At 59.2% G+C, this 24638-nt stretch carries 25 protein-coding genes; 9 read left to right on the forward strand and 16 right to left on the reverse strand.

What is annotated here, in order from left to right; translation table 11 throughout:
- Window position 1: 1 nt before the first annotated feature.
- The 15 genes from AC1DMS_RS08540 to AC1DMS_RS08610 form a co-directional block, all read right to left on the reverse strand.
- The gene (locus AC1DMS_RS08540; RefSeq protein WP_478180858.1) at window positions 2-664 is read right to left on the reverse strand and encodes an acetyltransferase; all 663 of its coding nucleotides are present in this window, start codon (window positions 662-664) and stop codon (window positions 2-4) included.
- The gene (locus AC1DMS_RS08545; RefSeq protein WP_478180859.1) at window positions 661-1281 is read right to left on the reverse strand and encodes a sugar transferase; all 621 of its coding nucleotides are present in this window, start codon (window positions 1279-1281) and stop codon (window positions 661-663) included. The genes AC1DMS_RS08540 and AC1DMS_RS08545 overlap by 4 nt, the downstream gene beginning before the upstream one ends.
- A gap of 53 nt (window positions 1282-1334) precedes the next feature.
- Window positions 1335-2204, reverse strand: a complete 870-nt coding sequence (locus tag AC1DMS_RS08550; RefSeq protein ID WP_478180860.1) for a hypothetical protein — start codon at window positions 2202-2204, stop codon at window positions 1335-1337.
- Window positions 2189-2824, reverse strand: coding sequence for a PIG-L deacetylase family protein (locus AC1DMS_RS08555; RefSeq protein WP_478180861.1), 636 nt, complete (start codon window positions 2822-2824; stop codon window positions 2189-2191). Before AC1DMS_RS08555 ends, AC1DMS_RS08550 begins: the two co-directional genes overlap by 16 nt.
- Window positions 2821-4068 (reverse strand): glycosyltransferase family 4 protein, encoded by a 1248-nt coding sequence (locus tag AC1DMS_RS08560; RefSeq protein WP_478180862.1) that lies wholly within the window; start codon window positions 4066-4068, stop codon window positions 2821-2823. Before AC1DMS_RS08560 ends, AC1DMS_RS08555 begins: the two co-directional genes overlap by 4 nt.
- 94 nt (window positions 4069-4162) lie before the next feature.
- The gene (locus AC1DMS_RS08565; RefSeq protein WP_478180863.1) at window positions 4163-5236 is read right to left on the reverse strand and encodes a glycosyltransferase; all 1074 of its coding nucleotides are present in this window, start codon (window positions 5234-5236) and stop codon (window positions 4163-4165) included.
- A gap of 1 nt (window position 5237) precedes the next feature.
- Window positions 5238-6401: an O-antigen ligase family protein gene (locus AC1DMS_RS08570; RefSeq protein WP_478180864.1), complete on the reverse strand. Its 1164-nt coding sequence runs from the start codon at window positions 6399-6401 to the stop codon at window positions 5238-5240.
- Entirely contained in the window at window positions 6398-6967 is a 570-nt protein-coding gene (locus AC1DMS_RS08575) for an acyltransferase (RefSeq protein ID WP_478180865.1), read from the reverse strand. Before AC1DMS_RS08575 ends, AC1DMS_RS08570 begins: the two co-directional genes overlap by 4 nt.
- Window positions 6964-8193 (reverse strand): MATE family efflux transporter, encoded by a 1230-nt coding sequence (locus AC1DMS_RS08580; RefSeq protein ID WP_478180866.1) that lies wholly within the window; start codon window positions 8191-8193, stop codon window positions 6964-6966. The genes AC1DMS_RS08575 and AC1DMS_RS08580 overlap by 4 nt, the downstream gene beginning before the upstream one ends.
- Before the next feature lie 2 nt (window positions 8194-8195).
- Complete coding sequence (locus tag AC1DMS_RS08585; RefSeq protein ID WP_478180867.1) at window positions 8196-9293, reverse strand: DegT/DnrJ/EryC1/StrS family aminotransferase; 1098 nt, start codon at window positions 9291-9293, stop codon at window positions 8196-8198.
- The gene (locus tag AC1DMS_RS08590) at window positions 9290-9880 is read right to left on the reverse strand and encodes an acyltransferase (protein ID WP_478180868.1); all 591 of its coding nucleotides are present in this window, start codon (window positions 9878-9880) and stop codon (window positions 9290-9292) included. Before AC1DMS_RS08590 ends, AC1DMS_RS08585 begins: the two co-directional genes overlap by 4 nt.
- Before the next feature lie 11 nt (window positions 9881-9891).
- Window positions 9892-10839: a Gfo/Idh/MocA family oxidoreductase gene (locus AC1DMS_RS08595; RefSeq protein ID WP_478180869.1), complete on the reverse strand. Its 948-nt coding sequence runs from the start codon at window positions 10837-10839 to the stop codon at window positions 9892-9894.
- A 16-nt stretch (window positions 10840-10855) separates the two neighbouring features.
- Window positions 10856-12151, reverse strand: a complete 1296-nt coding sequence (locus AC1DMS_RS08600) for a nucleotide sugar dehydrogenase (protein WP_478180870.1) — start codon at window positions 12149-12151, stop codon at window positions 10856-10858.
- A 158-nt stretch (window positions 12152-12309) separates the two neighbouring features.
- Complete coding sequence (locus AC1DMS_RS08605; protein ID WP_478180871.1) at window positions 12310-13383, reverse strand: polysaccharide biosynthesis/export family protein; 1074 nt, start codon at window positions 13381-13383, stop codon at window positions 12310-12312.
- A gap of 432 nt (window positions 13384-13815) precedes the next feature.
- Complete coding sequence (locus AC1DMS_RS08610) at window positions 13816-13944, reverse strand: hypothetical protein (protein WP_478181067.1); 129 nt, start codon at window positions 13942-13944, stop codon at window positions 13816-13818.
- A gap of 642 nt (window positions 13945-14586) precedes the next feature.
- Here AC1DMS_RS08610 and AC1DMS_RS08615 point away from each other — a divergent pair.
- From AC1DMS_RS08615 to AC1DMS_RS08645, 7 genes are all read left to right on the forward strand, one after another.
- Window positions 14587-15093: a Csu type fimbrial protein gene (locus AC1DMS_RS08615; RefSeq protein ID WP_369664382.1), complete on the forward strand. Its 507-nt coding sequence runs from the start codon at window positions 14587-14589 to the stop codon at window positions 15091-15093.
- A 25-nt stretch (window positions 15094-15118) separates the two neighbouring features.
- Entirely contained in the window at window positions 15119-15847 is a 729-nt protein-coding gene (locus AC1DMS_RS08620; protein WP_436299828.1) for a fimbrial biogenesis chaperone, read from the forward strand.
- An 85-nt stretch (window positions 15848-15932) separates the two neighbouring features.
- On the forward strand, window positions 15933-18209 hold the full coding sequence (locus tag AC1DMS_RS08625; RefSeq protein ID WP_244883355.1) for a fimbria/pilus outer membrane usher protein: 2277 nt from the start codon (window positions 15933-15935) through the stop codon (window positions 18207-18209).
- Window positions 18206-19234: a Csu type fimbrial protein gene (locus AC1DMS_RS08630; RefSeq protein WP_062362023.1), complete on the forward strand. Its 1029-nt coding sequence runs from the start codon at window positions 18206-18208 to the stop codon at window positions 19232-19234. Before AC1DMS_RS08625 ends, AC1DMS_RS08630 begins: the two co-directional genes overlap by 4 nt.
- 133 nt (window positions 19235-19367) lie before the next feature.
- Window positions 19368-19841: a hypothetical protein gene (locus tag AC1DMS_RS08635; RefSeq protein WP_062362026.1), complete on the forward strand. Its 474-nt coding sequence runs from the start codon at window positions 19368-19370 to the stop codon at window positions 19839-19841.
- 252 nt (window positions 19842-20093) lie between these two features.
- Window positions 20094-20690: a DUF6088 family protein gene (locus AC1DMS_RS08640; RefSeq protein WP_012747051.1), complete on the forward strand. Its 597-nt coding sequence runs from the start codon at window positions 20094-20096 to the stop codon at window positions 20688-20690.
- Window positions 20683-21261 (forward strand): nucleotidyl transferase AbiEii/AbiGii toxin family protein, encoded by a 579-nt coding sequence (locus tag AC1DMS_RS08645; protein WP_436299826.1) that lies wholly within the window; start codon window positions 20683-20685, stop codon window positions 21259-21261. Before AC1DMS_RS08640 ends, AC1DMS_RS08645 begins: the two co-directional genes overlap by 8 nt.
- Window positions 21262-21287: 26 nt before the next feature.
- Here the strand turns inward: AC1DMS_RS08645 and AC1DMS_RS08650 are convergent, their stop codons facing one another.
- On the reverse strand, window positions 21288-21941 hold the full coding sequence (locus AC1DMS_RS08650; protein ID WP_012747050.1) for a hydrolase: 654 nt from the start codon (window positions 21939-21941) through the stop codon (window positions 21288-21290).
- A 127-nt stretch (window positions 21942-22068) separates the two neighbouring features.
- Here AC1DMS_RS08650 and AC1DMS_RS08655 point away from each other — a divergent pair, with 127 nt between their 5' ends.
- Complete coding sequence (locus AC1DMS_RS08655; protein WP_062362028.1) at window positions 22069-22965, forward strand: LysR family transcriptional regulator; 897 nt, start codon at window positions 22069-22071, stop codon at window positions 22963-22965.
- A 77-nt stretch (window positions 22966-23042) separates the two neighbouring features.
- Entirely contained in the window at window positions 23043-24596 is a 1554-nt protein-coding gene (locus tag AC1DMS_RS08660; RefSeq protein WP_027729922.1) for a sensor histidine kinase, read from the forward strand.
- Window positions 24597-24638: the final 42 nt, after the last annotated feature.

The raw sequence follows: 24638 nt of genomic DNA on the forward strand, positions 1-24638 counted from the left end.
ATCAACCTTTGGAAGAAAAGAGACGGGCCGGATTGCCGACCACCGTGGCGCCGGCCGGCACATCTCGCGTGACCACAGCGCCCATTCCGACCACCGCGCCGCGCCCTATGAGTAATGGCTTTCCCGGACGGCCTTGCTTGATGACCGCACCCGAGCCGATGTATGCGTGGTCTTCGATGACCACATTGCCGTTGCACTTGGCGCCCGGCGCAAAGGTGACAAAGTCGCCGATCACGCAGTCATGCTCGACGTAGCTATAAAGGTTGGCGTGAAAATGTCGGCCAATACGGATGTTGGACGTGAGCGTGACGAAGGGGCTCAGGGCCGCGCCCTCGCCCAGTTCCACGTCGTCCATGCGCACCACGTTGCTCGCGCTCACCGTCCAGGCGTGCACGCCGTCCGCCTTGCAGCGCTCAGCCAATTGCTCGCGCACCTTGCTGTTGGCAATGGCCAGAACGACATGGCGCTCGCTCGCTTCTTGCTGCAGGAATTCCGCATAGCGCAGCACCCGCTGGCCATTGACCACAGGTTCAGCGGGTTGGTCATCTATGAAAACAAGCCGCGTTCCAGCAATGCATTGCCCCACCAGCTGCGCACGCGCCAGCGGCATCACGCCACGGCCGCAGCCGCTCGCGCCGTAGACCGCGAACAAGGGTTGCGTCATGACTCGCCTCCGTGCGAAGTGGCGGCGGAAGAGCCGGTGAAGCGGGACATGGTGGCCTCGCCCGCCGCAGAGATTCCGTCGCGCACCAGCACCTTGCGCACTGTGAGCCACAGGATCTTGATGTCGAGCCACAGCGTGCGGTTGTCGACATACCAGACGTCGAGCTTGAACTTCTCTTCCCAGCTCAGCGCGTTGCGGCCATTGACCTGCGCCCAGCCGGTGATGCCGGGGCGTACGTTGTGGCGCCGAGATTGCTCGGCGGAGTACAGAGGCAGATAGTCCATCAGCAACGGACGGGGCCCGACCAAGCTCATGTCGCCCTTGATCACGTTCCAAAGTTCGGGCAACTCGTCGAGGCTACTGGCGCGGAGCAAACGGCTGAACGGGGTCAACCGATCTGCGTCAGCCAATAGCTGTCCATCCGGGCCGCGTGCGTCGGTCATGGTGCGAAACTTGACCATGTCAAATGGTTGCCCACTCAATCCGGGTCGTGTCTGGCGAAAAAAAACTGGACTGCCCAATTTGGACCGCACTTGCCATATCAAAATTAATAGTGGAAAACCAACAATTAATAATGCAATAGCAGCCAAAATGAGATCGAAAATCCGCTTTATCAATCGAAGCCTCTTTTTCTGCTTTCCCGTCGCCGTTTTATCAAGATGCTCAAAGATTACCCTGCACGCCGCAGAACTCGCGCCGGATTACCCGCAACAACAAATCCATCAGAGACTGACTTAGTCACATTAGAGCCAATGCCAACGAACGCATGACTCCCCACGCTCACCTTTTGGATAATAGATGTGTTAGGGCCGATCCATGAAAATTCACCTATATCAACTCCGCCACTGATTTCTGCACAGGCAGTCACCATCGCCCCGCGCCGAATGCGACAGTTATGAGCGACATGAACGTGATCATCTATCTTTGAATCACTTTCGATAATCGTTGAACCAAGTGTAGCTCTACATACCGTGGTGAAGCTTCCAATTTCAACTCGATCGCCAATTACCACTGCACCCAAATGCAGCATTCGTACCGGGATTCCATTTTCATCTCGTTCAAATCCAAAGCCCGACTCCCCAATAACCGCTTGCGATTTGACATGGCAATCAGCACCAATTGTGACACCGTCGGCAATCACCACATGGTGACCAATTACAGTACGAGAACCAATGCGAACATCCCGTCCGATCACAGCCGTCGGGCTAACTATTGCATCAGGAGCAATGACAGCGGGTAATAAGGGCTCGTCGAAGCCGGGATTGACAGCCATGACATGCAAAGCTCTTGCAAATGTCAATCTTGGGTTACTTGCCTCAATTACCGCGCCGATACCCGGCTCCGTGCCGAGCGGTGCAATCAACACCGCTGGAATCTTCAAAAATTCAGGCGGAACAATTTTTGCAAAACACAGCGCGCCCGCGTCAATCGTAGAAAACGGCTTAATTTGCGTAATGGCCACATCTCGGCCGTGCCAAGCGAGGCCAAGTGCTTCTGCCAGCAAGCATGCTGACAGGGGACTTTTTAACTGATGACCCATCTCACCACCTCAAATGCTTCCGCATATCGCTTGCCAATTTGCACTCCCCGGGTCAATGCCAAGCTGCGGATAAATTCGGCGTTAGCATAAGTGCGATGTCTTTGAGACTCATACATGCCGATCGCTCGGATCTTTTTTTCCAGATGTTTGTCACCGATATCAAAAAAACAACTCGTACGAAAATCCAGGTTATTCCATGGCACCTCATAGCCCAGCATGGTAGTCCGCTTAAAAGCTCGAAATCCTTCTTGCGCGATAGTTTGATGATCCTGATGGGTATCGTTGGCACTGGGTAGAAACACCATGTCGGGATTAAATTCCCGATTTAATTCAATCATCTTGTCCAAGATCTGTTGGCGCAACTCTGGGAAGCGGCGAACCTCAAAATCGAGAACCAAGCAATCCTCACCGGCTACTCCCAACTCAGCAGTGGCCTGACGTACTTCAGTTCTCAAAATATTACTCGGCAGGTGCGGTAGGACCGATTGTTCAGCTGCAGAGAACGCCACGTAGATGGCACGAGCGCCTTCTGACACATAGCGCGCAATTGTTCCGCCACACCCAAACTCTCCATCGTCGGTATGGGGTGCAAGAATCAGTATGGTCGTTGGCGATTTCATTTTTTGAAGTTAAATTGCAACTCGGAAACCTCGTTCAGCATCACGGCCAATCGACTTGCTAGCTGCCGAAAATCATGATTTTTTTCCACGTATTCCCGGCCCGCACGTCCCATGCGCTTGCGCTCTTCTTGCGGCATCAACGCCATTTTTAGAATAGCGTCTGCGAGTGCGATTGGCCGCCCCGCAACTACGGACAACCCTGCACCAGCATCCGCGACCGGATTATCTGCGGCTCCCGTCGCGATAATAATCGGACGCTCCGCAGCCAAATAATCAAAAAGTTTATTTGGACTAATTCCGTATCGATAGAGCTTTGGCAAATCAGGTACAGGAATAACAAACGCGTCCGCTTCAGAAGCCAACTTCGGAATTTGACTCTTAGGCACCGGGGGTTCAAAACTTACGTTGTCCAGGCCCAGTCGCTGCGCCTGCGCCGTCAAAACTGCCTTTAGCGGGCCATCTCCAATCATGCGCAAACGAATGTGCGGGTTCTGCTGTCGATCCCTTACAAGCTTCATCGCCTCTAACACGTTGTCCAAAGCATTGGCCTGCCCATGCGCACCAAAATACATGAGCGTAAACGGCTCAGATGATCTTCGAGCAGGGAGTTCGGACGGCGGAAACAACGACAGATCAACGCCATTGGGTATCCAAATAATGCGTTCTTTTGGAATGCCGAGCGGGGCGATGTACTCCCAAGCACGCGGCAACAGCACCACAATGTTTGCCGCGCGACGGTAGAGCCATAACTCCAGTTTGCGTAGCGCCCAAGTCATGAAAGCGCGTTCACGCAACCGCCCCATATCCACGAGGGTCTGCGGCCAAAGATCGCGTACCTCAAACACAAATGGCACCTTAAACCGGCGCGCCAACAGTACACCCGCCACCGCAGCAAAGGGATGGACGCTAGAGCCGAATACGACGTCAGGTCTCGGCAACTGTCGAGTCGTTTTTTTCAAGATTGCTTGCCACATATAGGCCAGCATGTTTCGCATGCGGCCACCGCCATTGCCTCGATACTCGGGCGTACGTACCCACAAAAACGGAATGCCATCAATGCGCTCATACCGCAGTGCCTCACCGGGCTGCAGCCGTTGACGACCGCTATTGAGCTCAACGCTAGCAGCGATCAGCGTGGCTTGCCAGCCCAGCGCCTCCAAATATTTAGCAAAATGGAAATGGCGGGTGCCACCCGCACCTCCCGGTTCTTGAGCGTAGTGGTTAAGAATCCAAACCTGTTTCATGTTCAGAGAGTAGTGCATTCACGCGCCGCAAGAGCGGCGTAGATAACTTAAATTGAGTGCTGCATCCAAGGATGCATGAAGATCCATATCAGAATTATTTTTTTGATCCTGATACTTCCTCGTATGCCTGCAGCATAAGATCAACAGATCTCTTCCAACTGTAATTCTTAAGCACATGAGCACGCCCTGCACGCCCCATGGCGATCCGCAAGTCGGCATTACGGACCAATTTTGAAATAGCCTTAGCTGCAGCAATGGGATCGTCTTTTTTTACGATCAATCCTGTCGTCTCGTGAATAGTTACCTCGGCTGGTCCGTCCGCATCGGAAACCACCACGGGTTTTCCGCACGCGCCCGCCTCCAAAATCGCGACTCCGAAGCTTTCCGATCGACTGAGTGCCACGTAGATGTCAAGCCTTTCTAGCATTGCCGGGACTTTCGAATGAGGCACTTGGCCGTGAAAAGTCACCCTATTGGCAATTCCCAGTTCCCCTGCCAATATTTTTAAGTTATCTAGTTCCACTCCGGCGCCGGTAACCTCCAAATACAAAGAAGCATCGCCGCCCAGATCCTTCAGCAAAATAGAGAACGCATTAATTAGAGTATCAATTCCATACTCATGTTTTAAGGATTTGACGGTTCCGACTACCACCGCAGAGCCTCTACACCCAATTTTCGGGGGCGTGAAATCATCTTCATCAATTCCAAACGGCGTTATGAATATCGACCCGCGTCGAAAGTTCTCGCGCACCGCCCTCGACATGCATAAACTTGTAGAAGCCACCGCAGATGCCGCATTCAAATTTCCGCGCAACAAAGCTCGATGAAAAATCGATTTTTTCGGGAACAGATAAACATCGCTGCCCCACACGGAGAGCAGCAATGGCTTAAACCTAGATAATCGAGCCAAAAAACCGTAACCGGTGGCGTAATGAGCATTTAGAACATCGGGATGAATTACCCTAAGCAAACTTCTCAGTTCAAATACTGCCCCAACATAGCCAAGCGGTGCTTTTCTTTGAAGCTCATGCAAAACAACGCGCCGATCAAACCCGCCAATCCCCTTATGCGCACTGATCACGTGCACTGACAGGCCTCGCTCCACTAATCCGTTGGCCCAGCGAATTATGTGAATGCTCGCCGCATTTCCCAGAATGACAATCTTCATTTTATTTTCTTGGATCGCGATTGAGCGAGACAGATGAGAGCGTTGCAATGGACCACAACGACAAACCTGCGCCAAAGTGGTTTTGCGTCATTACGACTTCAAACATCTCCAAGACAATAGCGCCCAAGAGTATTGCAACACTTGCTCCTGCGTCATCTCGACGATGCATTCTTTTTATTAAAAATGCAAAAGTGAGAACGTAGATAGCAAACCCCCAGACACCAAATTGATAGAAGATCTRAAAAAAGCCGTTGTGAGCCGACAGGCCGTCATTCACCCCGTTCTGCAAATCGCCAGGCATGCTTCCAAGTCCAAAGCCAGCAAACCCGTTGGAACTTACGCTGACATAAATAGAAGACCATATTGCATCTCGACCCGAAAGAGCATGCTTCTCACCGATTGCTGGAATTAATTCCGTCGCGGAGCCTATTGCGTCAGAGTCAACATTGAGCAATAAAACAATTGGCGCGCAAATCACTAACATGGCGCCGATCGAGCGAATCCCCTTCAAAACCGGCAATCTGCCGACCTCAATCCAAGCAATCATGACAAAAATCGCGGCCAAAGATGATCTACTGCCCGAAGCGAGAGCTGTTACAAACGGGACGACGAGCAGCGCGATCAGCCGCGCGCGGCCAATACGGCCGTTGCAGGAAATGCGATTTTTAATCGTTATCGCACCCCAGCAAAACGCTGCGACCCCATAAAGGTTTGGATTGGCGGACAAAACTTCCAATCCGTAAATTAGATCGACAAGTGCAAAAACGGATAGCGCAAGACAGAGTTTGGTTGAAAATTTAGCCGCTCGATTTGTGTACGCCAAGCTGGGCCCCTGCCAAATTATCAACGCAATAAGGATAATTTGTAGGGTTTGCACGAGCGCTTGACTGTCAAGCGATGACGCACTGATCACCCCGATTGGAAGCAAACTGAGAAAGAACAAATGAACCAACTCAAATTCATTACGTCGTTGGCGGCGAAGAGGCGCTCTAATTAAGACTAGGAATGCTGCAAACAAACCGACGTAGCCCAGCCACTTGACACCTATACCGCCGGATAGCATTGGCAAAAGTGGCAAGGCAATCAATAAGAGGCTTCCGTTATAAATGCTGATATTTCCAGCAGCGGACGAATATGGCCGCTGATTAATAGGATTTGCCTTCATGTGGAACTCACCATTGACTCGGGAAAACCGAAATTTACATCACGAATTCTTCTGGCTGGCACGCCACCCCATAATTCATTAGGAGGTATTGTTGTCGTAACAACCGCTCCAGCCGCCACTACCGAATGGTCTCCGATGGCAACTCCGCGAAGTATTACTACCTTCGCCCCAATCCATACACCATCGCCGATTGTTGGGGGTGGGACATTTCGAATAGTTATTCCCGCATCTTCTCCTCGATCTTGAGCCTCGTACGGAGATGTCGTCCAATAATCAAGCCGATGCTCAGTCGGCCCGATGAATACATCGGGTCCAACTGAACAATACCGGCCTATGCGTCCGGACTGAAGAACGCCCGAACTGATGTAAGTTCCGGCACCAATCACGACATCGCGCCCAATTTCTGCATTCCCGATGGCGCGAACCCCGTGGAGAATAGCCTTCGGGCTGATCCGGGCACGCCAATCAACGTGCTGAACACCAACGATGCATGCCCTAAAAAAACCCACCCTATAGTAAAACCACGTTGCGAGTGCCTTCACTATATTAAGGAAAAGTCGAATCATATTCTTATGCCGTTGGTCAAAGCGTTTCGAACATGATTTACTCTATAGCTAATGACAATTGCAGCCAACACCTCCACGACAACCCAGCATACGGCCGCAATAGTGGCTGGCTGACCACCATTTAGTTGCAACCCTGCAAGATAGAGCAAACAAATTAGCAAAAAGCTTCGCGCGACCACTATAAATGAATTGAATCTAAATTGCCCAACTGCCACGAGCCTCAAACTTGCCAACCGAAACACCAAGAGAGGCATGATTGCCAAGAGCATAATTTGAATTGCAGGCACTGCGTGAGCGAAACTCGGCCCCAAGATTTGAACAGCGGCCAATGGGGTAACCAAAATCGACGCAATTGAAATCAGCGCCACAAATAGAATAGCCTTCCTCATCTCCTTAGCCCCGGAATGCAAGGCTTGTCGATCACCTTGTTTGCTCCATCTATTAAGTATCATGGGCGCGATAGATTGCAGAGGAAATCCAAATGCATTCAGTGCAACAAGGGCCATACTAAAATAGCCAACTGATGCAAGTCCATCAACATGCCTCAGCCAGGCAAAACAAAAATAAATCTGGAGCGTATTTGAAAGGCCTTGTATGAAAACGTCACCTCCATTGACAATTAATTGCCAAAAATTGATGGGTTTACCACTCAATTTTTTAACCATCCGCCAAGGGAAAATTAGATATCCAAAGCCAAGCGTTATCAACCCGCACGCGACATAAAAATAGGGAAGACTTGTTTTGAGCGAAAGCCCCCAGCTAAGTCCCACCGCAACAACAGCAACTAACATCGTAGTCGGCAGGGCGGTAATTAAATGAAAACGAAACCCATCTTCGATAGTTAACAATATTCCGCGCCAGATGTTGACCAGCACAATGCAAGCTATTCCAATCACCACGACGAAAATCTCAACGAATGGAAGATTTTTGGTGGCACCAAAAAAATAGCAAATCGCGATAAAAATTGGGACGAACATCGCGGCATAGACTGGTGTCGCAACATACAAACTTTTTTCAGCAGAGTCGTGCCGGTTGATGGCAATAATTACACTTTGCGGGAAACCAAAGCAGCCTATTGCAATAAGCACATCCGCCCAAGATTTCAGGGAAATGAAAATTCCTTGTTCTAGAGGGCCAAAAAATCTAGAAATTGACACGGACAGCGCCAAGAGCAGAAGGGGTCCGCATGATTGGAGGGCGATCGCCTGAATCAGACGTTTTTTCACGGTCAAATCTGCGGAGCAAATTGCTTCAATTTTCGCACGATCAATTGCTGCGTAGGGGCCTCAAGATACGGGCCCATCGGAAGGCTCAGTACAAGATCTGCCAATTCATTTCCGACAGGCAGATGTGCAGTTTTATTTTGGACCGCGGGCTGTCGATTGAGTGGGATTGGGTAATGAACGGCGGTAGGTATACCGCTCTGGGTCATCTGGGTTTGCAGTTCGTTTCGATTGGACACCTGCACCGTGTATTGAGCCCAAACGCTTGAATTGTGCGGTTCAATATATGGAAGCGTCGCGACGCCGGATTTGATTAGTAAATTCCCGTAGTTGATGGCTACAGTTTGACGTGCTGCGATTTCGTCATCGAATATCTCGAGCTTCGCCAACAGAATTGCCGCCTGCAACGTATCCAGCCGGCTATTCACACCCACCCGGATATGGTGGTACCGCCGATCCTGCCCATGTCGTGCAATCTGACGCATCACCTTGGCTAGTTCGTCGTCGTTGGTGAAGATGGCGCCGCCATCGCCATAGCAGCCCAACGGCTTACTGGGGAAGAAACTAGCGCACGCAATGGTGCTGAGGTTGCAGCTCTTGCGGCCCTTATAGGTGGCGCCAAAGCTCTGCGCTGCATCTTCGATCACGGGAATTCCGTGCCTCGCGGCAATGGCATTGATGGCGTCGAAGTCGGCGCACTGGCCATACAGGCTCACCGGAACAATGGCCTTGGTCCGCGGGGTGATTGCAGCCTCCAGCAGCGCTGGGTCCAGGTTGTAGGTGCGCGGATCGATGTCCACATACACTGGCTTGGCGCCCAACAGCGCTACGGTTTCGGCGGTAGCGATGTAGGTAAAGCCAGGGGTAATGACTTCATCGCCCGGCCCGATGCCGAGCGCCATTTGCGCAATCTGCAATGCGTCCGTGCCATTGGCCACGGTAATGCAATGCCTGGCGCCCGTATAGGCGGCCAGCTTCTCTTCCAGCTCGGCAACTTCGGGGCCGAGGATGTATTGCCCATGTGCCAGCACGCGCTGAATAGCCGCACCGATCTGGTCCTTGATGCGCGCTTGCTGGGCTTTGAGGTCGATGAATTCGATCATGGCGTCTTGGCTTCCAGCTTGATTACGGCGTTGCCGTCGAGCAAGTAGCGCGCTCCGGTGTGTTCACAAACCGCTTCTGCCCTGCCCTGCAGCGGTAGTAGGAGCTGCTCGCCAAACTCGCTCATCCAGCCGATCTGTTTGGCTGGCACTCCGACCATGAGCGCGTAGGCCGGCACGTTTCTGTTGACTACGGCGCCAGCACCAATGAAGGCGTATTCGCCCACGGTGCTGCCGCAAACGATGGTGCAGTTGGCGCCCAGCGTGGCGCCCCGCTTCACGAGGGTCCGGCGATATTCGTCCTTGCGCGCGACGGCCGAACGCGGGTTGTAGACGTTGGTAAAGACCATGCTCGGCCCGCAGAACACGTCGTCTTCCAAGGTGACCGCGTCATAAACGCTGACGTTGTTCTGGATCTTGACGTTGTGGCCAATGGTCACGTCGTTGCCAACGTAGACGTTCTGGCCGAGGGAGCAACCCTCGCCAATGGTCGCCTGTGCGCTGACATGCACCCAGTGCCAGATGCGCGTGCCGTCGCCAATGCGAGCACCTTCATCGACGATTGCCGTGGGGTGAGCCTTGTAGGTCATTCCAATCTCACTCAAGCCAGGTGCCGCACGAAGGGATGCACTTCGCCTTGTTCGCCTTTGATGGGAACAGCGCTGCGAATGACATTCACGGTTTCGATGCATTGGCGTGCATCGGCCAACCCATAGCCGCGGCCAGCAAGAATTTCCTGGTAGCTCACGGTGTGCAGGTCGGTAAAGCCTTCAGAAAATTCGAGCTTTTCGCCGCGAACGTCGATATTGCGGAACGTCGTCTTCTTGCCTTTGACATCGGCCGGAAGATCGTCAGCGTCAATGGAGAGAAACCACCGCACGCGCGCACGTTCGTATTCAAGGTAACCGGCGGCCTTTGCAACGCCGCTGTAATGCACCACGTTGCGCTGCAGCTTGCCGAAGATGAAGTGCAGCATGTCGTAGAAATGCACGCCGATATTGGTCGCAACGCCAAAGGACTTGCGGTTGTCGCCCTTCCAGCTTTCGGCATACCACTTGCCGCGCGACGTGATGTAGGTGAGCTCCACATCAAACTTGGTGTCCGAAGGCGCCTTGGCTACCTTGTCACGCAGCCTCAAGATGGCTTCGTGGTGGCGCAGCTGAAGGATGTTGTAGACCCTGCGGCCAGTTTCCTTTTCCACCAGCGCCAATTCGTCGACAAGCTCCGGCGTTGGGACCAGCGGTTTTTCGCAGATGACGTCGGCGCCCAGGCGCAGCCCGGCAGCGATATGGGCGTGGTGCAGATAGTTGGGGCTGCAGACCGCAACATAGTCGAGCGCGCTCGCGGGATTGCGCTTGAGCTGCTGGGCATGTTCCTGAAAGCGCTCGAACTCGGTAAAGAATTCGCTCTGCGGAGAGATGCTGTCGATGATTCCGACCGAGTCGTTAATGTCATAGGCCACCGCCAGGTGGTTGCCAGTGTCCTTGATGGCTCGCATATGGCGCGGAGCGATGTAGCCGGCTGCGCCGATAAGGGCAAAGTTCTTCATTGGGTTTCTTCAGATATCAAAGGCGAAAGACGGTAAAGCCAGCTTCGGCAGCGTGGTGCCGGTTGAAAAGGCTCTTGACGTCGGCCAGTACAGGCTTCGTGCCGCGGCACATGGCGCGCAGCGCGGCAGGGTTGGTTTGTCTGTATTCGTTGTGGCCAACCGCTACCACAAGTGCATCCACCGGATGTTCGGAGTCCACGGCGCCCAGTTGCAGGCCATATTCGTGTGCGACCTCTGCGGAATCGGCCCACGGGTCGGCCACCACGACCTGGACACCCCAGGTTTCAAACTCGCGCACCATGTCCACGATCTTGCTGTTGCGAATGTCCGGGCAGTTTTCCTTGAAGGTAATGCCCAGCACGCCGACACGGCAGCGCGGCACATCCATGCCGTTGCGCAACATGTGCTTGATGGTGTTGCGCGCCACGTAGCGGGCCATGTTGTCGTTGATGCGCCGGCCCGCAAGAATTACTTGGGGGTGGTAGCCGACTTCCTCGGCCTTGTGCGTGAGGTAGTAAGGGTCGACACCAATGCAGTGCCCTCCAACCAAACCGGGCCGGAAAGGCAGGAAATTCCATTTGCTGCCCGCGGCCTCCAGCACATCGAGCGTATCGATGCCCAGTCTGTCGAAGATGACGGACAGCTCGTTCACAAGCGCAATGTTCAAGTCGCGCTGCGTGTTCTCGATAACCTTGGCGGCCTCTGCCACCTTGATGCTTGACGCCGGGTAGGTACCGGCCGTGATGATCTCGGCGTAAAGCTGGTCGACGATCTGCGCCACCTTTGGAGTGGAGCCGCTGGTGATTTTCTTGATCTTGGTCAGCGTATTGACCTTGTCGCCGGGGTTGATCCGCTCAGGGCTGTAGCCGCAGAAAAAGTCGACATTGAATTTCTGGCCGCTGTGTTTCTCCAGCACCGGCACGCACACCTCTTCGGTCGCGCCCGGGTACACAGTGGATTCATAGATGACGATTGCGCCGGCCGGCATGACCTTGCCGACCGTCTCGCTGGCCTTGATCAATGGCGTGAGGTCTGGGCGATTGGCGTTGTCGATGGGGGTGGGCACCGTGACGATGAAAATCCCGCAATCGCGCAGGTCGGCCATATCCGATGAGAACGCCAGGCGATTTGCTGCCTTCAACTCTCCTGGGGTGGTTTCAAGCGTGTGGTCGCGCCCTACCCTCAGTTCGGCAATGCGCTTGGGGTTGATGTCGAATCCAACGACATCGCGCTTCTTGCCGAATTCGACGGCAAGCGGCAGGCCGACATAGCCGAGGCCGATCACCGCAATCTTGGAATTGTTCGAGTTCATTCGAGGCTGGCTCCGGACAAGGGCGCTCTGATCAAAAGGAGACAAGGCCGCACGTGGCAGTGCTCGCCAAACTCGTTTTCGAGACTTGGCGCGCGGCCGACAATTCGGCTGGGCCGCCGTGGCAAAAGATGTTCACCACGACAAACCCTGGCCCGCTATCAGCGGAACCGGTCCGCCGTTTCGCTACCCAGGTTCACCACCTGCGCGGCGGGCAAGATCAAGCTGATCACGCGGTTCCACTTCACGAGCGGCACCGGGTCGATGTAAACCACGTCTTGCGGCTCCAGGCTGAACTGCCTGGCTAGCACCATGGCGGCGGGGTTCTTGGCGTCCAGGTGGAAGATCGCGGGCAGGCCGGTGGCACCCTGGCGAATCACATAGATCTGGCCGGGGTTGGAGGTGGTGAGCACCGGGCCGCCTGCTTCGCCCAGCGCTTCGTTCAGGTTGAGGCGGCCGTTGGTGCGCACCGGCAGTGCTGATGGCCGCAGGATTTCGCCCATCACGTACACCTTGGCGTCTTCGCGGGCGCCCACGCGGATGGTGTCGCCGTTTCTCAGCGGAATGTCATTGCCGTCGCGGCCAGCCTGGCGCAGGCGCGTAAGGTCGATGTCGACGGACTTGCCGTCGCGCACCAGGGTGACATCCGCGCGATTGCCGTTGGCGGTGATGCCGCCGGCGCGGTTAATGGCCTCGCTCAGCGTCATGGGCACGTCGGTGAAGATCTGCGAGCCGGGTACACGCACTTCGCCTTCTATATAAGCACGGCGGCTGCGGAACGACTGGATTCGCACGGTCACTTCGGGCTCGCGCACCTGGGTGACGATGAGCTTGGAGATCAGGTCGCCGGCCTCGGCCTCGGTAAGGCCCGCAACCCTGACGCGGCCAACGTAGGGAAAGGCAATTTCGCCGGACGAATCGACGATGAAGCCTGGCGCCACGCTCACGCCGGTGGGGTCGGCTTGCTGGGAGATGACGGCGCCGGCATTGGGCAGCAGCTCGGGGTGGTCATACACGATGACGCCCACCACGTCTCCGGGGCCGATGGTGTAGCGCTGCGGCTTGCCGAACAGGGCCTGCACTTCAGGCGGCACGCCCTTGGGCGAGGTTTTGGCCAGCGTGCGCACCAGGGCCGGGGTGATGGGGGTGATCCGGTCTTCCGGTGCGGCGTCGGGCAGGTACTGGAACTTGGGGGGCAGGTCTTCGGCAACCTGGTACGGCTCGACGGTACCCATGCCCGGAGCCACGGCGCAGCCCTGAAGCACGGCCACACCCAACATTGCAGCGGCAATCCATGCCGCCGCGTTCACTTCTCGTCTCAAAACAGTCCCCTGGTTGTTGCAGCGAGGCCGACCACGGCCCAAACAGGGGTCAGCTGTTGCTGAATGCTCCTCCCTGTACCTATATTTTATCTTTTGTAGCTAAACGTTTGTATTAAGAAAGTGATGCGGATCACTTTTCCACGAAAAGCTAACGGCTTTTACGTTTTGCTACCCATTAGTCTATCAAAATGTGATGGATGCCCTTGCTGGACAAAGTTGATAACCGTTAGCCGTGGGATGCACGAGGTAGTAGGGAGTAACGAACAAGTTGTCATCCCACGTATTGGGGAGGCCGGCGCTTTTATTCAGCGCCGCTGCTGCATTCCTATTGCACTCAGGAGATGGTCAGGTGCGCTCGGTCCAATGCTTCGAAAAGAAGCCTTTGGGAGGGAATTTGCCGCCAAACACCATGCACACCTTCGCAATCGACACCGGAATCTTTGTAGCTGGCGCCTTTCTGGGCGTGGTGCTCATGTGCCTGCTCTTCGTCTCGCGGTCGGACGACTGAAACCACTCCGGCTCCGGATCGGAGCCTGGGTCAGTTAACTGTTGTTGCCACGCATCACCAGCTGAAGCCCTGCCGGGGTCGGTTCAGGCGCCCTGCGCGCCCCTCCCCGCTACGGGAATCCGTGATGGAGTTGGCAAAATCGCTTTTAAAATGTGAGCAAGCTTCTGTGACAACTGGTACTTCAGGCTACATTTTGTAAGTCAGAAGTGACTTAGGTCGCAGCAAAACGGGCATCGGCACTCGAAAAACCGACTCCCGCCCTTGCCGTGCCGATTGCTTCTGCACACCCCGCCTTTTGGGCGGGTTTGTACAGCCAGAAGGAATCCGGCACGTACCGGAGCTCTTGCCCCCGTACAGGGGCGCCTTCGAGCCAAAAACATCCATTTGCCAGGCGGCGGGGTACCCCCTGCCCCGGCAGATTGGGTACCCACGGGAAACCTCAGAGCGTGTCAACACCGCGCGACGACTTGGAGCGCGTCTGTTGACTTTTTGAAACTAAAGTTCCAATAATCTCACATTGAGAACTATAAGGTTACTTTGCTACAGCAAGCCCCGTGGTCCTCAACCCCGTCTTCACAACTCTTTTTTTTAACCAGTCGGCGTTCACCATGAAAAAACTCTCCCTCATCGTTGCAGCCACCCTTGCAGTCACCACCAGCGCTGTCTTGGCAGCCACGAGCCCGGCCACGGCCACGTTCCAGGTCCTGATCACTGTGGCCAAGGCCTGCTCGGTCGTGGCGGGCGCCGGCTCGAAGATCGACTTCGGTACGGTCGATTCGTCGGCCACCAACCTGAGCGGCAACAGCAACATCAGCGTGACCTGCTCCAAGACCACGCCTTACAACATCGGCCTGCTGCCTTCGAACAACAACACCACCGGCGCCGGCGTGATGAGCCCCGCAAGCGGTTCGGACACGGTGGCCTACCAGCTCCGTTCGGTGAGCGCTACGGGCTCGGTCTGGGGCAGCACGGCAACGTCCACCGCCGTGGGCAACGGCGTGGCCGGCACCGGCACCGGCGCGGCACAGACGATTCCCGTGTACGCCACGGTCGCCAGCGCCAACGTGACGCCTGGCGACTACTCGGACACGGTGACGGTCCAGGTCAACTACTGATCGATTGATCGATCGATTGCCGCCCATGCGCCGCCTGCTCCGCCATACCGCCGTTCTCGCGCTTGCCCTGGTGCAGGCGGTCGCATCGGCGAGCGGGCTGCAGGTGTCGCCGGTCACGCTGACGCTGCAGGCCACGCAAAACGCCGAAGGCCTTTGGCTCAGCAACACGGGCGACACGGTGGTGCATGCGCAGGTGCGCGTCTATCACTGGGCGCAGGAGAACGGCACCGAAAAGCTGACGCCCTCGCGCGAACTGCTGGTCAGTCCGCCGATGGTGCAGCTGGCCGCCTCCGACAGGCAGCTGATCCGCGTGATTCGCACGGGCGTTCCGGCCGGCACGGTCGAAGGCTCTTACCGGGTGGTGATCGACGAGCTGCCGGTGGAGATGAAGGAAAAGAAGGGCCTGCAGCTGGTGCTGCGCTATTCGGTTCCGATCTTCATTGCAGCGGCGGGCGCGCAGTCGTCCGAGCCGCAGCTCGCATGGTCGCTGCGCCGCGAAGAAGGCCAGGCCGTGCTCGAAGTGGCCAACACCGGGGGCATGCATGCGCAGCTTGCCGATGTGGAATTTCTCGACACGGTGGGCCGCCGCACGCCGGTGCATGCGGGCCTGCTGGGCTACGTTTTGCCGGGTGCGCGCATGCGTTGGCCACTGAAGACTTCCGCGGAGGCTTTTGCCCTCGGCGGCATCCTGGAAACGAAGATCAATGGCAACGCGACGCAGGAAAAAATCCCGCCGCTCCCACGCGCCCGCTGAGCGCCTGCTGCCACTGCTGCTTCTTTCCGGCCTGATGTCTTTTGCCGCCCAGGCTGAGAATGCCGCAGCCGGCTCGAGCGCATCTTTGGTCGCGCCCGCGGAGGGCGAGCTGGCCGGCCCCACCGGCAGCGATCTTTATCTGGACCTGAGCCTCAACGGCAACCCGCAGGGGCTGGTGCACTTTGGCCTGCGCGGCCAGGAGCTGTGGGCCAGTGCCGCCACGCTGCGGCAACTGGGCTTTGTGCTGCCGGCGGGCGTGTCGGACCCGGTGCGGCTCAAGAGCCTTCCGGGGCTGCAGATCAAGTACGACGCCGCAACCCAGAGCGTTGAAATCAATGCCTCGGCCGAGGTGCTGCGCCTGCCCACCACGGTGGTGGACACATCGACCACCATCGTGCCCAAGGCCAGTGCTTCGCCCGGCCTGCTGCTCAACTACGACCTGTACGGCACGCAGGGGCGCGGCAACACGTCGAGCCTGAACGCGCTGACCGAGCTGCGCGCGTTCACCGGAAGCACGGTGCTCAGCAACACGATGATGTCGCGCTCGACCCGCCTCCCGAGCGAAGGCTGGACGCACGATTCGGTGCGGCTGGACACCACGCTGAGCACCTCGTTCCCTGAAGACATGCTGACGCTGCGCGTGGGCGACACGACCACGGCCTCGCTGCCATGGTCGCGCTCCACCCGCATCGGCGGCGTCCAGCTGTCGCGCAACTTTGCGCTGCAGCCCTATCGCACGACCACGCCGCTGCCAGCCTTCCTGGGAGCGGCTGCGCTGCCTTCGCAGGTGGAGCTGTACATCAACGGGATGCGGCAGTACACGGGCCAGGTGCCCGCGGGGCCGTTCCAGCTGAAGACGGTGCCGAGCATCAACGGCGCGGGCAATGCGCAGGTGGTGTTGACCGATGCCTTCGGGCGCGCGACGACGCTCGACTTTTCCTTGTACGACACGCAGCGGCTGCTGGAAGCGGGCCTGTCGGACTGGTCGGTGGACCTGGGCATGGTGCGCAAGGACTACGGCCTGCGCTCGTTCCAATACGGCAGCGATCCGGCGGCCAGCGGCACCTGGCGCTATGGCGTGAACAACAGCTTCACGATGGAAGCGCACGGCGAAGCCACCAAGGGGCTGGTGAAGGCCGGCGTGGGCGGCGCCTGGCTGCTCGGCCAGAGCGGCGTGCTGGCGGGCGCAGTGGCGCACAGCAGCTACCGCTCGGAGCAAGGCTCGCTGGTCAACCTGGGCTACAGCTGGCGCGACAACCACTTCAACTTTGCGGTCGAGGGCACGCGCACCTACGGCGAGTACCGCGACGTGGCGTCGCTGTACGGCAGCGCGCCGCCGCGCGGATCGGGCCGCGCATCGGTCGGCTACACCACGGGGAGCTTTGGCAGCTTTGGCCTGAGCTACCTGTACCTGCGCTATCCCGCACAGGCGGCAACGCGGCTGGCCAGCGTCTACTGGTTCAGCGCGATTGGCCGCAGCGCCTCGGTGAACGTGAGCCTCAACCAGAACCTGGACAACCGGCGCGAGCGCAGCCTGTACGTGGGCTTTACCTGGGCGCTGGACGGCAAGATCACGGCCAGCACGGGCGTGCAGCGCGATGGCGACCGCACCACCTTCTCGGCCGACGCGCAAAGCTCGATTCCGGGCGAAGGCGGCATCGGCTGGCGCGCGGGCCTGCGCCAGGGCGGCGGCCAGAACGGCGGCCAGGCCGAAGTCGACTACCTGGGCCGCTACGGCCGCGCAATGGCCGGCATCAGCGTGCTGGGCGACAGCCGCTATGCCTACGCGGGTGCCACCGGCTCGATCGCTTTCATGGGCGGCCAGCCCTTTGCGGCGCGGCGCATCGACGACGCCTTTGCGGTGGTTTCCACCGACGGCATCGCAGGCGTGCCGGTGAGGCTGGAGAACCGCGACATCGGCACCACGGACAGCCACGGCATGTTGCTGGTGGCACCGCTGCGCGCCTATCAGAACAACCAGCTGTCGATCGACCCGATGCAGCTGCCGGCCGACGTGCGCATCGAGCGCGTGAAGACGGTGGCCACGCCAAGCGACCGCGCCGGCACCTTGGTGCGCTTTGGCATCACGCCCGTGAATGCGGCGGCGCTGCTGCTGGCGGACGAGGCGGGCAAGCCGCTGCCGCTGGGCAGCCGGGTGCGCGTGAATGGCGGCACCGGCGAGCCCGCGCTGGTGGGCTTTGACGGCGCGGTGTACCTAGAGTCGCTGCAGGCGCGCAACACGCTCGAGGTGCAGACGCCGGGCGGCGGCCGCTGCCGCGTGAGCTTCGACTATCGCAAGGAAGGCGCAGGCATTCCGCAGATCGGGCCGCTGCGCTGCATCAGGGAGGGGAAGACGCCATGAGCTTTTCTTTGAGCCGCACCTTGCGGGCGCTGCGTTTGCCGCTGTTTTGTGCGTTGCTTTGGTGGGTGGGTGCGGGGAGTGCGCAGGCCACGATCACTTGCACGGCAGACATGACGAACCTGGCCTTCGGTTCGGTCGACCTGGTCGACGGGAGCACCCCCTCCTCTCCCACCGCCACGCTGAGCTACAACTGCACCAACAACAGCACCACCGCCGAACAGGTCAGGATCTGCTTCAACATTGGCGACGGCGACGAAGGCCTGACCAACTTCAACCCGCGCGTCATGAAGAGCGGTACGAACAGCTTGAAGTTCCAGCTCTACCAGGGAACGAGCAACGTCATCTGGGGTTCGAGCGGCAACGGGACGGTGCCGAACCCCTTCGTCACCACGTTCACCGTTCCTCGCCGGACTTCGGGCACCATTCCGGGGGTCTTCTCGGGAAGCACGACCATGCGAGGGGATCTGATCGCCCTCCAGGGCGCCGTACCTCCGGGCGCCTACCAGGACAACTTCGGTACCGTTCACACCTCGATCACGTTCTCGTCGAGCACGGGCGCCACGCCGGCAGCGTGCGGCGGCACGGCGGCAGACAACTTTCCGTTCGTGGTGACCGCCAACGTCGCCAAAAGCTGCCTGGTCACGGCCGACCCACTGAATTTCGGCACCATCGACGGCCTGCCGGGCATGGCCGACCGGGACCGGTTCAGCACGATCAACGTCACCTGCACCACGCCCACCAGCTACACGGTGGCGCTGACGCCCTCCAACAATTCGACGACCGGCGCGGGGTCGATGACGCCGACAGGCGGTGTGCCCGGCAACACAGACGCGGTGCCCTACCGTCTCTACAGCAATGCGGGCCGCTCGGTCTCATGGGGCAGCGTCATAGGCACCAACACCGTCGCAGGCACGGGCACGGGTGCAGCCCAGTCACTGACCGTGTACGGCCGCGTCCTTGGCAGCAACGTGAACGTGCGGCCGGACAGCTACCTGGACACCGTGACGGTCACCGTGACCTACTGAACGGCCAAGGCCAGCGGGAAAGCCCTTCCAAAAAAAGCACGGGCGGCCTTAATTTTCCGGCTACTCTGCCGATAACCCAAGTTGGGGCATCGATGCGATGCCCTCCACCGAGGTTGCGAGGAGAGGAGGTCCCATGTCCGGAAACATGTTGTCCCGTGCGGGTTCTGCCGGCCCGCCGCTTCCACCGCGTGCGGCCCGCACGGCGGCCGCCGTCGGCATGATGCTGCTGTTGCCGCTGCGGCTCGGCTCCGCGGAGCCGACGCACGGCCCGCACAGCGCTGCGGCGCGGTTCAACGTGACGATGATCGTGCTCCCGACCTTCAAGGTGCTCCAGGTCACGCCGGTCAATGGCGGGCACGAATACCGCGTCTGGACCAACATGAAGTCGGTGCTCATCAAGGGCCGCGAATACCAGTTCGACAAGATCGGCGAGACGACCTTCACGGTCGCCGGCACCACCGCCGACGGCCTCGACACCCTCGACCCCACCTGGCGCAGCGCCATCGGCGCCATGGCTGCCATCACGGCCCGCGCCGCGCCGCGAACGGCCGGTGCTGCTGCGGAGGGCGACGGGAGCAATTCGATGCGGGTGACGGTGATCTACTGAGCGCTTATTCAAGCGTTCGCCGCAACGCACGCAGCGGCGCGGTGAGGCGCCACGATTTCGATGCTTGGTGCATCTTCAGTTCGCCGCGGGCGGCATTCAGGGCGCGTTCAAAACTCCGCTGGCCGGGCGTTTGCCGCCCCCCGCCACGTGTGAAGCAATGACGTAGTCGACCTGGCGCCCCGCGCATTCGCGACGCCGTCTTGAAAACTGTCAGAAATTCCATCATACTTCTGACACTCAGGATTCACCGCCATGCAGACCCTCGCCAAACAAGTTATGGAGCACGCCGCCGGGTTGCCGGAAGGCACGCCCTTGATCGCGAAAGAACTGCTGCACCTGGGGAATCGCGCCGCCGTGGACCAGGTTCTGTCCCGCCTCGTGCAGCGCGGCGCGCTGCTGCGCGCGGGCCGCGGCATCTATGTGCTGCCAGTTGAAAGCCGCTTCGGCTCCCGGGCGCCTTCGGCTGCCAGGATGGTCGAGGCATTGGCGAGCCAGCGCGGAGAAACCATCGTGCCGCATGGTGCGTCTGCCGCCAACGCGCTGGGTCTCACCACGCAGGTACCTATGCGGGCGGTTTATCTGACGTCGGGCCCAAGCCGTCGCTTGAAGCTGGGAGCACAAACGGTGGAGTTGCGGCATGCGCCGGTGTGGCAGTTGATCCTTCCAGGCCGCGCCGCGGGCGATGTGGTGCGGGCGCTGGCATGGCTCGGGCCGGAGAAGGCCGGCAAGGCGTTGCGTGCGCTGCGCGCCAAACTGCCGCCGGCCGAGTTGAAGGAAGTGGCTTCGGCACGCGCGCGCCTGCCCACCTGGATGGCCCAGGAAGTCAGTGCGCTGGTGCCGCATGGCTGAATTCTTCGAGCTCTCTGCCGACGAGCGCCTTGTCCCGTCGGTGGTCATGCTCGAATTCGGAGCTCGGTCTACCGGCGAACCTGCGGAGTTGCGCTCCGTTCAGTGCGATGCCGCCGCGCATCTGTCGGGAGTAGTGGAGTTCCCCGAAGCAATGCCGCAAGTCATGCGCGCCGAGCGGACCTTCTGGGAGAAGGCCACCGCAATCCATGTCTTCTGCGCGCAGGGCGCCTTCCGCGGTGGCGACCGGTTCGCTCGTCACTGGCACGATGTCACTCGGCTGGATGCCGCCGGCTTCGCCGATTCAGCGCTGAGGGATAAGGCGCTGGCGAAGGCAGTGGCCGATCACAAGAGCATCTTCTTCACGGAGAGGAGCCCCAATGGCGAACCGATCGACTATCACGCCGCCGTCTCGGGTGGTCTTCGCCTGGTTCCCGACGACGGCGCCTTGGCCAAGTTGGCCGCCGACTACCAGCACATGGTCGACGACGGCCTGTTTCTCGAGGAGATCGAATCCTTCGACGCCCTCCTCCAACAATGCCAAGCCATTCAAGAGAAGGCGAATGCGGCATGAAGCGGGATGAGCGGTCCCCCCTCAGATCATCCTGCCTTGGCAGGCACAGGCGTGTTGAGCAACTGCTGCTCCCAAAGATACGCGATGCCGCTGCCGGCGAAGTGCTGGATGAGAATCTCGGTCAGTTCCTCGACGTGCTCGGTGCGCGCCCAATCGCGTTGCCATTCGCCACAGAGCGCCATCACGGTCATCACGTTCGCGCCGGCCGCGATCATTCGCTGGATGGCAACTTCATGGGACTCCTTCGAAATCCCGCCCGATGCGTCGGTGATCACGGTCACATCCCAGCCTTCGCCGGCGGCCTGGATGACAGGCATTGCGACGCAGACCTCGGTCCACAGGCCGGCGATGATCAGCTGCTTGCGGCCAGTCGCCTTGACGACGCTCACCACGTTCTCGTCCTGCCAGGTGTTCACCCAGGTGCGATCGATGACTTCCTGGTCTGGAAATACGTCGGTGATCTGCTTGAAGAGAAGTCCACCGCGCGCCGCGATCACGCTGGTGAGAATGGTCGGAACGTTGAAGGCTTTTGCCAGCTTCGCCAGCGCGGTCGTGTTGTTCACCACGGCCTGCGGGTCATGGCTGTTCAGGTTGGAGAGCTGGTAGGGCTGGTGGTCGATGAGAACGAGTACCGAGTCTTCGGGGCGAAGAAGCGAAGCCAGGCCGTTGCGAAAAGTCATTGATGAATCCTTTGTTTCGGTTGTGAGCGGGACATTGCTTGCCCCGAAGCAGGATTCTGTTGTTCCTCTTTTTGATGCGGTAGTACCATTTCGCGGCGAGCTGTGTCGCGCAATGAGGAACACCAAATTGGACATCGAAGAGCTGCGGACCTTCGTGGAAGTTGCCGATGCCGGCGGGGTTTCGTCCGCGGCGCTGCGGCTTGGGGTGTCCAAGTCGATCGTCAGCCGCCGCCTCTTCAGGCTTGAAGAGGAGCTTGGCGTGCAGCTGCTTGCGCGGTCCACCCGCGGGGCCGCGCTCACCGAAGCCGGGGCCACGTTCCGGGACCATGCAGCCAGGGTCTGCGCCGAGATCGACGTGGCCAGGGAAGCGATCCTGCCCGCCGGCGACCTTCGTGGGCGCTTGCGCATTGCTGCGCCGTTTTCACTGGGCCCGACCCACTTCGCGCCCATCCTTGCGGAGATGGCACGACGCCACCCCGGGCTTCACATCCAGACCTGCTACAGCGACCGCTTCGTCGATCTCATCGCGGAGGGCTACGACTGTGCGATACGGGTCGGCTATCTCCCGGACTCCAACCTGATTGCAAGACGCATCGGCCCGGTGCATGGAAAGCTCGTTGCGAGTCCGGCCTATGTCAAGGCGCATGGATCGCCCGAGACACCGGAGGAGCTCCTCGCCCACGAGGCCCTCATGCAGGGAACCGAAGCCTGGCACCTCACGGATGGCGACAAGACCATCACGGTTCGCCCGCAAGGGCGCTTCAAGGCCGACAACGGCACGGCGCTGGTCGCCGCTGCCACGGCAGGACTGGGCATCGCCTACCTGCCCGATTGGCTCACCCATGAACACGTGGCCTCCGGGGCGCTGGTGCCGGTCATGACGCGCCATCCGCCACCGCCGGCAGGTGCCTATGTCGTCCGGCCGCCCGGCCAGCATCCCGCACGGAAGATTCGCGTCCTCACCGAACTGCTGATCGAGTATTGCGACCGGCCTGCGCATCCTGTGGGAGCCGCCGCGGTTTGATGGGGTGCGTTGGCCGAACAGTGCTTGCCCTCGGCAGGGAGCTATAAAGCACTTTTGGGAACCTGCAGCACATCGCCATGCAAAGCCAACCCGCCTCCCCTGCAAGCGCAACCCTCCTGGAGGACAGCACGGCACCGATCGTCGAGCAGTTGCCGGTCGGCATTTTTCGCAAGGACACCGAGGGGCGCTTCACCTTCGTCAATGCCAGGTTCTGCGAACTCAAGGGCATGCCTGCAGAACGCATCCTGGGCCGCACGCCTGCGGAGATCGACTCCGACGAGGCGGCTTCCTGGCAGGTGATCGAGTCTGCGGTGCGGGGGCCTGACGGCACGGCCATCGGCAGCCAGGGAGTCTTGCTCGACGCGGCCCCGCGCAACCAGGAAGAGGACGACGCCATGCTGGCCAACGAGCGCGAGCTGCTTCGCGCGCTGCTGGACAACTCTCCGGACCACATCTACTTCAAGGACGCGCAGTCCCGCTTCATCAAGACCAGCACGGCGCAGGCGCTGGAGTTTGGAATGGCCACACCCGAAGGGCTGGTGGGAAAGTCGGACTTCGATGTCTTTTCCGAAGAGCATGCGCGTCCGGCGTTCGAGGACGAGCAGGAGATCATCCGCACGGGTGTGCCGATGATCGGCAAGATCGAAAAGGAAACCTGGATCGACGGGCGGCCCGACACCTGGGCCTTGACGACGAAGATGCCCCTGCGAAACCGTGCGGGCCGGATCGTCGGAACCTTCGGCATCACCAAGAACATCTCCGACCTGAAGGAGGCGGAGCGCCAGGTTGCCGAGGTGAACAAGCAGCTGGTCGAGGCCTCGCACCTGGCCGGCATGGCCCGCATCGCCACCAACGTGCTGCACAACGTCGGCAATGTGCTCAACAGCGTGAACGTGTCCGCGGCGCTCATTCTTTCGCGCGTTCGCGCCTCCAAGGCCCCGGGGCTTGCGCGGGCCGTCCAGCTGATGGAAGAGCACGCGGACGACCTGGGCGCGTTCCTCGCTTCGGACCCCAAGGGCAAGGTGCTTCCGGGCTATCTGCGCCAGCTGGCCTCGGCGCTGGTGGCAGAGCAGAACGACGCCATCAAGGAGCTGGCGGCACTGGGCAAGAACGTGGAACACATCAAGGAGATCATTGCCGCGCAGCAGGCCTACGCCGGCGCATCGAGGCTGCTGGAAAAGGTGCAGGTCCGCGAACTGGTGGACGATGCATTGCGCATCAACGCCGAGGCGCTGGCGCAGCGCCGGATGGTGGTGGAAAAAGAGATTGCGCCTCTTCCCGAACTGCTGCTGGACCAGGGGCGGATCTTGCAGATCCTGGTGAACCTGATCAGCAACGCCGAGCAGGCCATGGACGGCGTGACCGACCGCGAGCCCCGGCTCACGGTGCGCGTGGAGCTGGTGGCGGGCCAGCGGCTGCGCATCTGCGTGGCGGACAACGGCGTGGGCATTGCGACGCAGGCCCTGTCCCAGGTGTTCGTGCACGGGTTCACCACGAAAAAGACCGGCCATGGATTCGGCCTGCACAGCGCCGTGATCGCCGCGCATGAAATGGGCGGAACCCTCACGGCCCACAGCGACGGGCCGGGCACCGGCGCGGCGTTCACGCTGGAGCTTCCGGTGGAAACATGAGTACCTCGATGCGCCGCCCGAAACCGAAGTACCGCCCCGCAA

The sequence above is a fragment of the Variovorax sp. 05T418 genome (genome assembly GCF_056396385.1).